Source organism: Cupriavidus lacunae, from assembly GCF_003353055.1.
Lineage (GTDB): Bacteria > Pseudomonadota > Gammaproteobacteria > Burkholderiales > Burkholderiaceae > Cupriavidus > Cupriavidus lacunae.
The window spans coordinates 1-13,243 of sequence record NZ_QKWJ01000078.1; the positions used below are offsets into that span (position 1 = coordinate 1).

Here is a 13,243-nt window from a genome sequence, read left to right on the forward strand (position 1 = left end):
GCTGCGTGACCAATTCATTATCGCCGGTGATGATCTTGACCGCGACCCCATCGGCGGCGAGCTCCGCCAGGGCCGCCTTGGCGCTCTCCTTGGGGGGATCGAGGAAGGCCGCGAAGCCAGCAAAGACCAGTTCCGCTTCATCGCCCACCACGGCATGGGGGTGGTCCATCCCCACCTGCCGTGATGCAATGCCCAGCACCCGGAAGCCCTCTTTACTGAGACCTTCAAATTGCCCGTTGATCGCTTTGAGCGCCGCTTCATTCAGGGGCCACAGACCGGGCTCGCCATTCAATCCGTAGCTGACCGACAGACGCAGGATATCTTCGGGCGCTCCCTTGACCACGAGCAGTCGGGTCGTCCCGTTGTCAAGGAGGACCGACACCCGGCGGCGCTCGAAGTCGAACGGCACTTCATCGATCTTGCGCCAGCCGCTCACGTCGATTTCTGTGTGCTCCAGGATGGCGTCATCCAGGGGGCCTCTTAGTCCTGTTTCAAAAAAGCTGTTGAAGTAGGCCAGTTCCAGGACCCGCTGACTTTCCCGGCCAAGGGGGTCCAGATGGCGCTCCAGGTGGATGCGGGCTTCGGTCAGCGTGCCGGTCTTGTCGGTACAGAATACGTCCATGCTGCCCAGATTGTGGATCGACGCCGGCGGTAAGGAGCGCCACATCGCCGGGCACCAACTCCGCAATCGGTATCTCAAGGGGCTTGCCGTCCCGCAGCACCTGCCCCCGTACTGCCACCGACTGGCGCAGTCGATCCGCCGCCTGACCAGCCCGGTATTCCTGAACGAAATCGAGGGACACGCTGATGATGACGATGGTACCGATAATGAAGAAGCTGACGGTGTCGCCGGTGAAAGCGGAAAGTGCGCTGGCAGTGAGGAGAATGATGACCAGCGGATTGCGGAACTTGGTCAGAAACTGAAGGATCAGCGCTCTTTTGCGCTCCCCGTGGATCAGGTTTGGGCCGAACTGTGCCAGGCGCGAAGCCGCCACAGCGCTGCTCAGTCCGTCAGGGCTTGTGGCCACCTGTTCCAAGAGCGCCGCAACAGGGAGCTGCCAGAATGCGAGATCCGTTTTGACGGCGGGTGCAGGCATGATGGATTCCTTCGGCGAAACTCTTTTGGCGGTACCGGCCTGACAGGCGTGTCCATGTCAAAGAAGTTGCTCCGCACCCAGAGCCTGGTCGTGCCCTGTCACGGCGAAGCGTCAAGGACATGCGCGGGCCAGGACAGGCCATTTGCTCAGAAAGCAGCAGCAGCAGTGTCACCCACCAGGTGAGAAGGCTTGAATGCAAAGCGCTGCTCCACCCGATCAATCATTGTTTCTCGGTCGAGTTTACCTCGCTCATTCGATTGGCCGGCGCCCTCGACATCGACGATGATTCCTGCCTTGATGTCAATCAGACAATTTGTTGAGGCGTAGAAAGCATGGCTGCCGACCGGTCTGCTGCGGGGTCATTAATCCCAGTCTTTTCTCTGAGCGGTTGTATAATGGCCTAGAACATCGAGACATCCTCTCGAGCCTTCGCCTCACCATAGTCAAGTGCAACCGCGGCCGGCCGTGGCCGTGGAGAAGAGAGCCGAGATCATTCACCATTCCGCTTCCCCCAGAACTATGTTCCCCGGCTTTCTGCATGGCAAAAACACACGACACCTGTGAACTCGCTACCGTGGACATCGACTCGGATCCGCGTAAGGCTCACCTCACCGACGCTCATTGCCATCTGAAGTTCGGAAGCAAGTCGTTGTGCTCGTCGACGTTGACCCCACCCAGCTCCTGAATAGTACGCTTCATGAGGTCCTTGGACTTCGAATCGCAGCTGACGACCATCAGCATTTTTCCAGGTGTGAGTCGTAGCTTTTTACTCGCCAGACCGAAGCGCCGGATCCTGGCGCCAACCAGCCCGCCAATCCACCAGCCAATCATGCCGCCAAACATGAGGCCACCCACGAAGGCGACAACGCTCGCAGCCGGGCCGGCGGAAGCCCCGTACGCGAGTATCACTGGCACTGCCGCGATAGCCCCCACAACAAAGCCACCGATCGCTGTTTCTTCACGATACGTGGTCTGGCTAAGTTCCGTCCTCGGCAGCCCTTCAACGGGCTGATTGTCGCCCTGGACGAACCACGGTCCTCCGACGAGTTCAGACCTGTTGAACAGCTCGCCGAGCCGTGCCTGTGCCAATTTTGCGGTGGCCACATCATTCAACGTGAAATATAGAAAAGTACGCATAGAGTTACCTCACTCCGGCCCGGCCGTTACTCCCCTCGATTCGTCGAAACCATGCAAGGATCTCGGCACGAGGCCCGACGCCCTGGAATTGCGGCGGGTGCAGGTCGGTCCACCCATCATTGACGGCGCGATCCCAGTCGACAACTGGCATAACTGATGGGGGTCGCGTCGAGTGGGTGTCGAGCGTGCACCAAGTATCGAACATGTCCTCGGAAGTGCTTACTAAGGCGACCTCGAGCTCGAACCCACGATACTCGGTAACGCGATGTATGCTATCTCCCAACACCCCCACGAGAAGCATAGCGCGACGCCCCCCAATTGAATCAGGAAGCGTGTAGACACTGATGCGATATTGACCCAATCTGCCGGCCGTGGGAAGACGATCATCACCGCTCGCCCAGCCTTGCACGGTAAGACCTTCAGCGCAGATGACCGGGTCAGGCAATTTGCGGCACAGGCTGGAAAGCTGCGCAATCTTACGTCAGCAGCCTAGAACAGCGTCAAAACCACCTCAAGTGCGATTTGGCCCATGGGGAGTTCTTTCGGGCTTTGTGGAGACCGGGCCAGAGCTGGGCCCCAGACAGGAGCGGCGACGGTTAGAGCAGCCGGCCTCAATGCGCCCTGTCCAACTTGATGACGACCGCGCGGCAACGTCGAGCCATCTGGCGTGGTAGCGGGGCGCGGCGCGCATTCTTGGGCTGAAGGAACATGGGCCGATTATCGCAGGCGTTGCTTGAATATCACGAACGCAGCAAGCACCGTGTCAACAGCTATGCCCCTGGCCCCCGAGGGCTCGACTGGGCAACCCAGCCAGACCCGTTCCGGGCGTTTCACGGCACACCGCGGATTGCTCTGCCGCTCGCCGCGGGCACCCTGGCCGCACGCTACAACGAGCTGCGCTCCGGCACTCTTCCGCCCCCGCAGAGATTCAGTCTTCGTACCCCGGCGATCCTTTTCGAACTCTCACTTGGCCTGTCGGCGTGGAAATCCTACGGCGCGCAGCGGTGGGCACTGCGCTGCAACCCTTCGAGTGGGAATCTGCATCCGACCGAGGGCTACCTTCTGTGTCCGACGCTGCCGGGCTTGTCTGGCGGGGTCTACCATTACCTGAGCCGCGACCACGTGCTTGAACATCGCGCTGCAGTGGATGATCCGCGATGGACCGAGGCATTTTCGGACGGTGGTGTCCTGGTCGGGCTCAGCTCGATCCACTGGCGCGAGGCGTGGAAATACGGAATGCGCGCCTGGCGCTACTGCCAGCATGACTGCGGGCATGCTATCGCCGCAGTAAGTTACGCGGCGGCGGCTATCGGCTGGCAGACGCGGCTTGCGGAGGCGGCTGCGGACGATGCGTTAGCCACATTGCTTGGATTGGACCGCAGCGAGGATTTCGGAGCAGCCGAACCAGAGGTGCCGGATGTCCTGCTTTGAATCGGCAATCCTGAAGCACAACCTGAACTAGAGCGCCTGTGGGCTGCTTTGGATAAGGCACACTGGCACGGATACGCGAATCAGCTAAGCGCGGGGCATCAGAGGTGGCCGGATATCGATTCGATCCATCGCGCCACGCACAAGCCTCGTACCTGCCAACCGCCCTCACTAAGTCCGGAGCCGCACCTGTGGTCTGCGACGCCCGCCCCTCGATCTGAGCTTTGCCCAGATCGCTCGGCAACGCCGCAGCGCCACGCGTTTCGATGGCACGACGCGCAGGACCACTGCGGCTTTCTTTACCATGCTGGCGTGCTTGTTGGTACGTCGCGACACGCCACCGTGGAATGCGCTGGTGTCTCCTGTCGCGGTGCATCCGGCGCTATTGGTGCACCGCGTGGACGGTCTGGAGCCCGGCCTGTATGTGCTAGTGAGGAACCCTGGGGCGCTGCCGAGCCTCAAACAGGCTATGCGCCCGGAATGGCTGTGGCAAAAGACTGGACCGGACCATCTGCCACTCTATTTTCTGCTGCCTTACGATTTGCGCGCGGTGGCAAAGTTGATCTGCTGTCACCAAGATATTGCCGCCGACTCCTGCTTTGCGCTGTGGATGCTCGCGAACTTCGAAATCGCCCTGAAACAACCATGGCGTTATCGCCATCTTTTCTGGGAATGTCGCATGCTCGGCCAAGCGCTCTATCTTGAAGCCGAAGCGACCGGAAAGCGTGCCACGGGGTGAAATGCACGCCATGCTCGGAATCAAGGACCAAGCTTGGCAAAGCCTGTATCACTTTACCGTCGGCGGCGCCATGGTCGATCAGCGCCTGTCGGTATCTGCACCGCATCAGGAGTAATGCACCCGACGCGAAGCAGGTCAGTCAATCTCGCTGAAATCAGTCGTTCAGTATTTGTGCTCAGCAGCCATGTACGCTGCCTACGGGAACGACGGGCTAGACGCAGTTACGGCATGCCAACGCTCCATGATGTAGATCACGAGTGTGTGTGAAGCGTTGACAGCTAGTCTTGTTGGAGGTAGTAGTCCACGTCCATGGGCACGCTAGCCCCGGAAGATTCTAAGCAACGGGAAAACCCATCTTGATAGGGCTACGTGGTACAGACGGAGGGAGCTCAGCGATCCGCCAAGAGATGATGAGCGCGGGCCTGCTGATCACAGTCGTCCTGCCATTGACCGCCGGCCTAGACTCGGAAGTCCAGCACTACATGGAAGAAGAAGGCTCAGTTGGGTGAGCCATGGGATACATCGGAACTGGCGGCGATGCTCGACGACATGCTACTGCCACCCGGCACGGAGGACGACAACCAAGGCGACGCCGCCGTGGACACGGCTGGCCGCCCGCAGAGCGCGCCGCCGCGTTCGTCGATCAATCCATGGAGCCGATCGAGGCCTATGAGGAATGGAAGGCCGCCATGGAAACCGAGAGCATGAAGGGAAACAAGCGTTGATGCGCGACGGACCACGGGGCCGGTAGCAGCGGCCAACTAGCGCCGGCTACCAGGTGGAGATAGCCTTTGCAGTGAACATCGGCATTTCGATCCCGGCTGCTGTGTCTGTCACAGCCTGGATTTCGACAAAGGGTCGCTTCGATTCCACCTTGCCAAATATCGCCGCGAACGGTATGTCAGCGGCATCCCGGCCGGTGCCAATACGAAGCAGCCCCGTCGGGATCGATACGCCAGAGGGATCGAGCAGGTACCACCGGTGGGACAAGTACACTTCTACCACCGCATGAAAATCCGGCGCCCCCATTGTCGGATCTGCCCCATAGTCCAGGCTGCTGGACATGCGCGCCGGAATGCTCAGGGCGCGGCAGATCCCAATCATCAGGTGAGCAAAGTCGCGGCAGACACCGGTGCGTTCCACGATGGTATCGACCGCCGACGTGCGCTCGTTGGTGGAGCGCGAGAGAAAGCGCACGTGATTGCGCACCCACTCCCGAATTGCGTAGACGCGGGCATAGCCGCGCTGCATGCCCCCGAACTCACGCATCGCAAATTCCATTAGGCGGTCAGATTCACAATATCGGCTAGGCGCCAGGTAGTGCCAGACATCGAACGGTAGTTCGGCGACAGGCACTTCTGACAACTGATCGCAGTCGTCCAGGCGATGATCGATATCGACGACTGCCTCATAGCGGATGGCAAGGTGACCCTTGGGTGCGCGCATTCTAAGCAGGCGGTTGCACAGCACCGCATCCGTGTAGTGGGTGGTCTGAATTGACGGGGGGAACGTCAATTGCTCGGCAACGACGACCTGCCGGGAAGTCCTGGCGGCTTCAATGTTCAGAAGGAAGTCCGCCATGGGATCCATGACTTCGTAGGACAGACTCACCGAGTATCGGAGACGGTTCATCTCAAGCCTTGCGTTGACGACGATCCGAAGAAAAGCAAAGAGATCCGGACAGCGAAGACTGCTGTGGATTGCCATTTCAGTGTAGTGCCAGCGGTGGAGGACCGGTTTGCGTTTGCGGGCGCCGCGGGTGCGCGGCGCAATGCCTGCCAGGCCATATTTGTAGGGGCGTTAGGCTGGGGTGCAATGGTGATGTCACATTGGCCGGTCGGTCAGATAAGATGGAGCGATGAAGAAGAGCAAATCGCTTTATCGTGGCCAACCATGAGCACCCGCACTGCGTGCTCATCTCCTCGCCATGCAAGGGCGCTTCCGGCCTGCTTTCCGAGTCGCTCAGCCGCACGCCGAAGTATCAGGCGCTGAACGAGCTGACGCTGCGCTTCGTCTGGCTGATGTGCGAGGCCTGGAAGGCTGACCCGGTCGAGCTGATCATGTTCGAGAACGTCCCGCGGCTGGCCACGCGCGGCCGGCACCTGCTGGATCAGATCGTCCAGATCCTACGCCACTACGGCTACGCGGTGAACAAGGCGACGCACGACTGCGGCGAGATCGGCGGCCTGGCGCAGAGCCGGTAGCGCTTCCTGCTGGTGACCCCGGCACATCGCCAAGGTGCCAGCCTTCCTCTACGAGCCGCATACCCACTGCCTGCAGGGCGTTGGCACGGTCCTTGGCCGTATGCCCCTGCCGGGAGACCTGGTCGGCGGCCCGATGCACCTCGTGCCGTCCCCTCCAGTGGAAGACCTGGGTGCGGCTGGCGTTTGTCGAGGCCGGCAGCGACTGGCGCAGCCTGAATCGGCTGGCGGTGGAAGACGGACACCTGCGCGACTACCTAATCATGCCCGAGCGTCGAAATGGCGCCCTGGATGTGCTGGACTGGCACGAGCATGCTGGCGCTGTGGCAGGAGAATCGCTGCCCAGCAACGGCACATTATCAATCGCGGACCCGCGCAGACCGGCAAATGCTGCGCAGTATCGGCAGCACGGGGGCCTCCGTTGGGGCGAAGCATCGGGTGCGATCACGGCCGGCACCTCGCCAGGTCAGGGCACGTTCAGCGTCGCCGATCCGCGCCACGCTGGCCCAGCCAAGCACAACAACGAATTCAGGATCGTGCCGTGGGCACAGGCCGGCGCCGTCACCAGCGCGCACGGCACCGGCCAGTGCGTTCAGGACCTGCGCGCATCGTCCGGCTTCGAGGGTGCTGGCAAGTACAAGGTGACAGGTTTCGACGAGCCTGCCGGCACGATCATCGCGCGCAGTGACACCGGCCAAGGTGCTTGCGCCGTGGCGGACCCGCGACCGGGCATGCGCCGGCAGCGCGGCGACAACGACCTGACCGGCGGGCATTACGGTGTAGTGGCGTGGGTGGGATCAGCCAAGCGGCGCGGTGTCGACGGCGGCTGGCCACGACAACGGCCGGTGGTCGGTGGCGGACCGCGCATGCCTTCCGCGAACGACAAGCTGATCGCCATCGTCCGCGCGCTGGACGGCACCTGGCACCGCCCTTTCACAACGATGGAACTGGCCTGCCTGCAGTCCCTCGTTGAGCCCGAGAAATATCTCGAGCTGGACGGCCTGAGCGATCAGGGCTGGCGCGAGCGCATCGGCAACGCTGTGCCGCCGGACGCGGCGCGCGCGATCACGGAGGTGATGGGCACCACCCTGCTGCTGGCCGAGTCAGGCGAGACGTTCATGCTGTCAGCCACGCCGGTGTGGGTACGGCCGGTGGCGATTGCTCTGTCGGTGGCACAGAGGTTATGTAATGGCCTATTTTCCGACCAAACCGGCCACGGCCACAAATGCGGAAGCGATAGCGATACCGAGAGCCCATTTCGAAATGCGGAGCGCTCGTCGCGCAGCCTCGACTTGGTCCTGCGCCGCCCCCGCTGCCTGCTCCGTCGCCAGAAGCGCTCGCTCCTCGCGCCTCTGCGCTCGCTGGCTGTCGATCCTATCGAGATATGCACGAGCGTTCTCTAAACGCCTGTCGCCGAACGTGTGGCGCTCTACGTGCTGCCGGAATTCGTCCTCGCTGTGTTTAGCAATCCACTCGAGTATTTCGGCATCGGTTTCAAAGTTCGCCATGGTTTGTCCCCTATCGCTCCAGAGGAGCGTAGCACGCGAAGGAAGCAAGGCGGATGGGGATGGCGGGGTGATCTTATTCCTCCACGCCAAGAATTACATCCACCGCGGCTCTGCCTGCTACCTCGGCGACAAGATATGCCCAGCGACGAGAGAACGGGCCGCCGTGGACTTTGATTCGCTTGCCGAGTGCAGCAACTCCCGGAGCCCTCATCGGTCCCTCGATCTGGAACCAAACATCGAACATGTCCTCGGATGTGCTCACAAGGTCAATATGGATCTCGAATCCTCGATATTCGGTAACGCGGTCCATGGCTGTCTCCCAATGCTGCCAAGGATCCTAGCATGGCCAAAGAACACCCCATCCTGTTCACCGGCGCCATGGTGCGCGCCATCCTGGACGGCCGGAAGACGCAGACGAGGCGCGACGGCTTCACGCCCGACTATGTTGCGCTTCTCGAGAACGGATATTGCCGCTACGCCTATGCCGGCGATCAACTTTGGGCCGGCGAGACGTGGGCACAGCCAGCCGCTCTCGACCCCGGCCCGACCGTCTACCGCGCGGACTACCCCACGTGGGTACCGCTTGGATACCAAAACATCCCGCCTGTCGAAGCCATCCGCTGGAAGCCGTCAATCCACATACCGCGCGCTGCGTGCCGCCTGGTGTTGGGAGGACCGACGTCCGTGTGGGGCGGCTGAACGACTGCAGCGACGCTGACACGATCGCGGAAGGCTTGATCCACGTGGTGGAGTTCAGGAGGCTATATTGAGCCACTCAAAAATCGTCGCTACTGAGCACGATGGGATCGAGCGAAGGATTCACCAACCACTTAAGGTGGGCCGCTTCCTTGATCCGATCTCGATGCTTGTCGAAGACCTCCCCGAGGTCGCCAATATGGCCACCGGCCAGTTCATCAAGAGCCGAGCGCGAAATATAGCCTTTACTTTTGGCTCCATCCGCCTCGATGGTGAAGTACACCCGCTCCCCATCGTCGGACGGCTTCGGCGAATGTATCGAGAAGGAATTTGGCATTTTCAACTCCTCTGGCTTGATAAAGGGATCGTAGCATGAGCGTGTTAGTCCAGATCTTGAATGATGTCGATTGCCCGCTTGCCATAATAGAGCGCGGCCTGCTCCGCCGCCGCACGGGTGAAGTAGTCGCTGCGGTCGCCTGCCGGCCCGTAGATCATGTCGTCGTCCCGGTCAGCCGTGTAGCGGATGGCAATCATGTAGCCCCACTTTTGCCCTGGGGGCGGTTCCATTCGGCGCATCTCCGCGATCTCAAAGGCGATCGCGTGGACATACATGCCGCGGTACTCCTCAGTGATCCAGCGCATCCGTTCGCTCATGCCTGCTCCCCTGCCCAGCGGATCGGAATCGTGCCAGGCTCAACTGTGCGCGTCCACCCAGGCCTTCGCCCAGGCGATCCCGGCTGCCGCAGCACGATCAAACGAGGGGTAGTACCCCAAGGGATCCGAGCCTTCCTTGATGCTACCGTCCTTCGCAACTGCACCGGATGCCTCGAAGGATCCGTCGCCAAGCTGCTTTGCAAAGCAGCGGACGGTGTAGCCCTGGTAGCTTTCGATTGTCATGACGACCTCCGCCCTGGACGGGGAATCGTAGCATGAAGAAACTGGTCAACCCCACCCTCGACGGCGAGGCCGGCGCCATCCTCTCCGACTGCGAGCAATACCGCTACCGCCTCTGGCGCGAGTGGGGCCGAAGCAGCCCGGGCCTCGGCTTCATCATGCTCAATCCGTCGACCGCCGATCACCAGGTCAATGACCCGACCATCACCCGCTGCCTGCAGCGCGCTGGCCGGCAAGTACGGCCGTCTGGAAGTGGTCAACCTGTTCCCGCTGCGCTCGACAGATCCTGCCGGCCTACTGACGCATCGATCCGCCGGGGCGCGAGGATGTGGCGAACGGCGCGGTGATGGATACCCTCGACCGCTGCTCGCTGGTGATCTGCGCTTGGGGTGCGCACAAGGTGGCGCCGGCGCGCGCGGCGGAGGTGGTGCGGATCATCCGCATGTGCGGGCGCGGAAATCTTCTCCACCACCTCGGGCTCAACCAAGACGGCAGCCCGAAGCACCCCCCCTTTGCATCGCGGCCAAAGTCAGGCCGCAGCGATTCAACGTATGACCGAAGCAGCGGTACGTATTATCGAGACAACCCGGCAGCACTGGGAGAACACAATGATCCTCACCAACCAGCAACTGGTCGAACTCACCGGAGGGCTAAAACAGGGCGCGGCCCGGCGTCGCTGGACCCGGAAGAAGCTCGGGATCGAAACGCCCGTGAAGATCGACGGGCACCCTATGGCCCTCAGCGTTATCTGCCTTCCCTCGTACTCGGTTCCGGCAACCCAGGCAAGCGAAAAAATTACTACACTAATCCGCACCCTCAGACTCTTCGGACGAGGTGCTTGCCATGCCGGCTACTGATACACGGCGCTCAATTCGCCTTTACTTCATCTGCCTTTACATTCTCGTCTGGCTCGGCGGCTGTGCGACGCTGACGGGTCAGGAACCGCTGCGGGTCACCGTGGCAGGCATCGATCCGATGGCAGGCGAAGGGTTGGAGATGCGCTTCAACGTCAAGTTGCGCATCCAGAATCCCAATGACTCGCCAATCGAGTTCAGCGGGGTGTCGCTGCAACTGGATCTGAATGGTCAATCCTTCGCCAGCGGCGTCAGCGACCAGAGCGGGGTCGTGCCCCGGTTCGGCGAAACGGTGATCGATGTGCCGTTGACGGTGCCTGCATTCGCCGCCGTGCGCCAGGCTTTCGCCTTCGTCGGTGGCGCGAAGGCGGGCAACATCCCATACGAGGTCCACGGACGGTTGGCGGGCGGAATGGGCGGCGGCACCCGTTTCACAGACCAGGGCAAGCTCTCGCCGCCTGAAGGCATGATGAGCCCGTGACCTCAGGCGGGTTCCTGCACCAGCGACTCGCCTTCGACTTTCGCCGCACGCTGGGCACACGCACCCACACGCTTTGCCGTTGGGCACTGAGCCGATATGGCGCAGTACCCCACTCGCGTCCAGCGCGAAGGTCAACATAGCCTCGTTTTCGGCATGCAGCGTCAACGAGGGTGGATACTCAATGAGGTCGGTCAATACGTGTGCTCGGGGATCGCTTTCCAATGCGGCCTCCATCGTCACAACCCAATAATTTCGTGATTGAAATTATTGATTGGGCATCCGGAACGGAGCGCCTGCGCGTCAACGGCCGACTGAACTGCTGTCGGCGCCGACAGATGCCCACCCTCCCCCAGTGAACCTCCCGGGGCCGGCAAAACTTCTCAGTACGGGCGTTATGTTCAGTGGCTGCAGCAGTACGACGCCCCTTGGGGGGCACCGTCGTTTGCATAAACTTGTCCTTGGCCCCATGGCCACTGCCTCCTGGCGCCTTGGAGTGCGCGCGTTGGCCGCAAGCGCGGACCAGCGGCGTGACGCAGGAGCACTGGTGCCGACTAAGATATGTGCAGGTGGATCCAACACAACACGCTGCACGACTAAAATCTGTTCATTAAACTAGTCATAACGTCATGTTTTGCCTAGAATAATGGACATATGCCAGCCTTTACCGACACCACCTCTGTACTTGAGCGCCACTTGCTCCTGCAACTCGGCGACCGCATCAAACGCCTGCGGAAGGCTCAGGGCCTTGGCACGGTCGAGATGGCCAAGCGCGTCGGCATCTCCCGGACGACCCTCGCTGCCGTTGAGGCAGGCGACCCCGCGCCAACCATGGGCACATATCTGCGTGTCATGTCCGTGTTGGGGGTTGCCGGTGACCTTGCCCTGTTAGTCAGCGATACTTTTCAACCGGCGCCGGCGAACTCTGCGGCCGCCACATCCAAGCGCGCCATTCCGCAGGTTCAGGTTCGGGTCAGGACTGATCCAAGCCGCCATGAGGCTCAGGACTTGCAGAGCATGGCGCTGCACAAGGAAGCGATCCGCCTGATTCAGGATGACCCAGCGCTACTGGACCGGGCCCGAGAAGTCCTCAGGCGATGGCGCGCGCAGGGAGACTCACGGTCTGATTCACTCTGGTCCGAGTGGGAAACGATTCTTGCGAACCAGTCGTGGCGCAAAGCGCTTGGCCGAACTCGGCGTGCTCAAGAGCTACGCCAAGCGTCTCCCCTGCCCACGCTTTTGCCAGATGCCCTTCGGCAGGAAGTGCTAGCACAGATTCAGGCGTTGAAAAAAGGCGTTGTCCTCGGGGACCAGGAATGAAGCGGGAAGATCTGGAGCACATCATTCGAGCTGCTGCCGACATCACGAACGAATATGAGTTCGTTGTCGTTGGCAGCCAATCCATCCTGGGGCTGATCCCTAATCCCCCGGCGGTTTTCACGATGTCCGCGGAGGCTGACATATACCCGCTCAATGCCACCCACAAGGCGGATGCGATCGACGCGGCGATTGGCGAAGGCTCGCGCTTTCACGAGACGTATGGTTACTACGCGCAGGGCGTCGGGCCAGAGACAGCGTGTCTTCCGGCCGGGTGGGAAAGCCGCTTGCAGCGCATCCAGACGGCGGGCACGAATGGACGGGTCGGCTATTGCCTTGACCTTGTGGACCTCTTTATGGCGAAGGCGGCAGCGGATCGCGACAAGGACCGAGTCTTCTGCGCTTGCATAGCTCGCCACGGAGCGCGACCGAGGCTGTCGACGAACAGGGTGTGCGCACACCTTCGTGAGGCATTTGCCGAGCAGCCTAACGCAGCCGGATTCCGTGAAGTGCAAAGGCGCTGGCGCCGGTAGTCGGTGAACCCGCACGCGCTTGTCTATCCTTACTCGGTAGGCAAGCGCTCGAAACTGTCAAAGCGCGCAAACGGTGGCTGCACTTCGGTAACTTCAAGCTCTTCCACAAGCGCTGCTGACATGCCTTCGCTCAGCCAAGCGCACATGTCGGCAAGTTGCTTCGGCGAGCCCTGCAACATCGCCTCTATGGATTCGTCCATTCGGTTACGGACCCACCCTGTGACACCCAGCTCGTGGGCACGATGTACGCAGGCCTCCCGATAGCCGATACCCTGCACACGACCACGGACGCGGACCAGCCGCGTCTCGAGCATCCCTTCGTTTATATCCGTTTGCATGAGAGCTCTCCTGCCTGAGCAGC

The 13,243-nt window shown here is 61.3% G+C and carries 16 protein-coding genes and 4 pseudogenes; 11 read left to right on the plus strand and 9 right to left on the minus strand.

What is annotated here, in order from left to right; genetic code table 11:
* The 3 genes and pseudogenes from DN412_RS44940 to DN412_RS34245 all read right to left on the minus strand — a co-directional run.
* A pseudogene (locus DN412_RS44940) lies at positions 1-436 on the minus strand (magnesium-translocating P-type ATPase); the annotation flags it as partial.
* Positions 437-491: 55 nt separating this feature from the next.
* Positions 492-1,097, minus strand: a complete 606-nt coding sequence (locus tag DN412_RS44945; protein ID WP_244222907.1) for a cation-transporting P-type ATPase — start codon at positions 1,095-1,097, stop codon at positions 492-494.
* 618 nt (positions 1,098-1,715) lie between these two features.
* Entirely contained in the window at positions 1,716-2,234 is a 519-nt protein-coding gene (locus DN412_RS34245; protein WP_115215645.1) for a hypothetical protein, read from the minus strand.
* Positions 2,235-2,942: 708 nt separating this feature from the next.
* Here DN412_RS34245 and DN412_RS44950 point away from each other — a divergent pair.
* From DN412_RS44950 to DN412_RS44960, 3 genes and pseudogenes are all read left to right on the plus strand, one after another.
* Positions 2,943-3,665: a SagB/ThcOx family dehydrogenase gene (locus DN412_RS44950; protein WP_244222908.1), complete on the plus strand. Its 723-nt coding sequence runs from the start codon at positions 2,943-2,945 to the stop codon at positions 3,663-3,665.
* Between the two features lie 316 nt (positions 3,666-3,981).
* A complete protein-coding gene (locus tag DN412_RS44955) occupies positions 3,982-4,401 on the plus strand; it encodes a nitroreductase family protein (RefSeq protein WP_244222909.1) in 420 nt (139 codons plus the stop codon).
* A gap of 407 nt (positions 4,402-4,808) precedes the next feature.
* Positions 4,809-5,126, plus strand: a pseudogene (locus DN412_RS44960) (hypothetical protein).
* A 46-nt stretch (positions 5,127-5,172) separates the two neighbouring features.
* On the opposite strand, the gene DN412_RS34265 reads toward DN412_RS44960, so the two are convergent.
* Positions 5,173-6,033, minus strand: coding sequence for a transglutaminase-like domain-containing protein (locus DN412_RS34265; protein WP_115215669.1), 861 nt, complete (start codon positions 6,031-6,033; stop codon positions 5,173-5,175).
* 254 nt (positions 6,034-6,287) lie between these two features.
* Between DN412_RS34265 and DN412_RS34270 the strand changes: the two are divergent.
* Positions 6,288-7,780 (plus strand): annotated as a pseudogene (locus DN412_RS34270) (DNA cytosine methyltransferase); the annotation flags it as partial.
* 403 nt (positions 7,781-8,183) lie between these two features.
* On the opposite strand, the gene DN412_RS34275 reads toward DN412_RS34270, so the two are convergent.
* Positions 8,184-8,420, minus strand: a complete 237-nt coding sequence (locus tag DN412_RS34275; protein WP_115215647.1) for a hypothetical protein — start codon at positions 8,418-8,420, stop codon at positions 8,184-8,186.
* 32 nt (positions 8,421-8,452) lie between these two features.
* On the opposite strand from DN412_RS34275, the gene DN412_RS34280 reads away from it, so the two are divergent.
* A complete protein-coding gene (locus DN412_RS34280; protein WP_115215648.1) occupies positions 8,453-8,809 on the plus strand; it encodes an ASCH domain-containing protein in 357 nt (118 codons plus the stop codon).
* 76 nt (positions 8,810-8,885) lie between these two features.
* On the opposite strand, the gene DN412_RS34285 is transcribed toward DN412_RS34280, so the two are convergent.
* The 3 genes from DN412_RS34285 to DN412_RS34295 are packed head-to-tail and all read right to left on the minus strand — an operon-like array spanning position 8,886 to position 9,703.
* On the minus strand, positions 8,886-9,143 hold the full coding sequence (locus DN412_RS34285; RefSeq protein ID WP_115215649.1) for a DUF1488 family protein: 258 nt from the start codon (positions 9,141-9,143) through the stop codon (positions 8,886-8,888).
* A gap of 44 nt (positions 9,144-9,187) precedes the next feature.
* Entirely contained in the window at positions 9,188-9,460 is a 273-nt protein-coding gene (locus tag DN412_RS34290) for a hypothetical protein (protein ID WP_115215650.1), read from the minus strand.
* A gap of 39 nt (positions 9,461-9,499) precedes the next feature.
* Positions 9,500-9,703 (minus strand): hypothetical protein, encoded by a 204-nt coding sequence (locus DN412_RS34295; protein WP_115215651.1) that lies wholly within the window; start codon positions 9,701-9,703, stop codon positions 9,500-9,502.
* 32 nt (positions 9,704-9,735) lie between these two features.
* Here DN412_RS34295 and DN412_RS44965 point away from each other — a divergent pair, with 32 nt between their 5' ends.
* From DN412_RS44965 to DN412_RS34315, 6 genes and pseudogenes are all read left to right on the plus strand, one after another.
* On the plus strand, positions 9,736-10,047 hold the full coding sequence (locus DN412_RS44965; protein ID WP_244222910.1) for a DUF1643 domain-containing protein: 312 nt from the start codon (positions 9,736-9,738) through the stop codon (positions 10,045-10,047).
* Positions 10,047-10,148 (plus strand): annotated as a pseudogene (locus DN412_RS45560) (DUF1643 domain-containing protein); the annotation flags it as partial. The gene DN412_RS44965 and the pseudogene DN412_RS45560, both read left to right, overlap by 1 nt.
* A 160-nt stretch (positions 10,149-10,308) precedes the next feature.
* Complete coding sequence (locus DN412_RS43915) at positions 10,309-10,557, plus strand: hypothetical protein (RefSeq protein WP_167471164.1); 249 nt, start codon at positions 10,309-10,311, stop codon at positions 10,555-10,557.
* Positions 10,544-11,035 carry an LEA/WHy family protein gene (locus tag DN412_RS34305; RefSeq protein WP_115215670.1) on the plus strand — a complete coding sequence of 164 codons (492 nt, stop codon included), beginning with the start codon at positions 10,544-10,546 and terminating at the stop codon, positions 11,033-11,035. The genes DN412_RS43915 and DN412_RS34305 overlap by 14 nt, the downstream gene beginning before the upstream one ends.
* 651 nt (positions 11,036-11,686) lie before the next feature.
* A complete protein-coding gene (locus DN412_RS34310) occupies positions 11,687-12,352 on the plus strand; it encodes a helix-turn-helix transcriptional regulator (RefSeq protein ID WP_115215652.1) in 666 nt (221 codons plus the stop codon).
* Positions 12,349-12,882 carry a DUF6036 family nucleotidyltransferase gene (locus DN412_RS34315; RefSeq protein ID WP_244222911.1) on the plus strand — a complete coding sequence of 178 codons (534 nt, stop codon included), beginning with the start codon at positions 12,349-12,351 and terminating at the stop codon, positions 12,880-12,882. Before DN412_RS34310 ends, DN412_RS34315 begins: the two co-directional genes overlap by 4 nt.
* A 29-nt stretch (positions 12,883-12,911) precedes the next feature.
* On the opposite strand, the gene DN412_RS34320 is transcribed toward DN412_RS34315, so the two are convergent.
* On the minus strand, positions 12,912-13,220 hold the full coding sequence (locus DN412_RS34320; RefSeq protein WP_115215653.1) for an acylphosphatase: 309 nt from the start codon (positions 13,218-13,220) through the stop codon (positions 12,912-12,914).
* Positions 13,221-13,243 lie beyond the last annotated feature (23 nt).

Coding starts and splice junctions, on each gene's coding strand:
- DN412_RS44945 (WP_244222907.1), bottom strand. CDS start 1,097: ATGCCTGCACCCGCCGTCAAAACGGATCTCGCATTCTGGCAGCTCCCT.
- DN412_RS34245 (WP_115215645.1), bottom strand. CDS start 2,234: ATGCGTACTTTTCTATATTTCACGTTGAATGATGTGGCCACCGCAAAA.
- DN412_RS44950 (WP_244222908.1), top strand. CDS start 2,943: ATGGGCCGATTATCGCAGGCGTTGCTTGAATATCACGAACGCAGCAAG.
- DN412_RS34265 (WP_115215669.1), bottom strand. CDS start 6,033: ATGAACCGTCTCCGATACTCGGTGAGTCTGTCCTACGAAGTCATGGAT.
- DN412_RS34275 (WP_115215647.1), bottom strand. CDS start 8,420: ATGGACCGCGTTACCGAATATCGAGGATTCGAGATCCATATTGACCTT.
- DN412_RS34280 (WP_115215648.1), top strand. CDS start 8,453: ATGGCCAAAGAACACCCCATCCTGTTCACCGGCGCCATGGTGCGCGCC.
- DN412_RS34285 (WP_115215649.1), bottom strand. CDS start 9,143: ATGCCAAATTCCTTCTCGATACATTCGCCGAAGCCGTCCGACGATGGG.
- DN412_RS34290 (WP_115215650.1), bottom strand. CDS start 9,460: ATGAGCGAACGGATGCGCTGGATCACTGAGGAGTACCGCGGCATGTAT.
- DN412_RS34295 (WP_115215651.1), bottom strand. CDS start 9,703: ATGACAATCGAAAGCTACCAGGGCTACACCGTCCGCTGCTTTGCAAAG.
- DN412_RS44965 (WP_244222910.1), top strand. CDS start 9,736: ATGAAGAAACTGGTCAACCCCACCCTCGACGGCGAGGCCGGCGCCATC.
- DN412_RS43915 (WP_167471164.1), top strand. CDS start 10,309: ATGATCCTCACCAACCAGCAACTGGTCGAACTCACCGGAGGGCTAAAA.
- DN412_RS34305 (WP_115215670.1), top strand. CDS start 10,544: ATGCCGGCTACTGATACACGGCGCTCAATTCGCCTTTACTTCATCTGC.
- DN412_RS34310 (WP_115215652.1), top strand. CDS start 11,687: ATGCCAGCCTTTACCGACACCACCTCTGTACTTGAGCGCCACTTGCTC.
- DN412_RS34315 (WP_244222911.1), top strand. CDS start 12,349: ATGAAGCGGGAAGATCTGGAGCACATCATTCGAGCTGCTGCCGACATC.
- DN412_RS34320 (WP_115215653.1), bottom strand. CDS start 13,220: ATGCAAACGGATATAAACGAAGGGATGCTCGAGACGCGGCTGGTCCGC.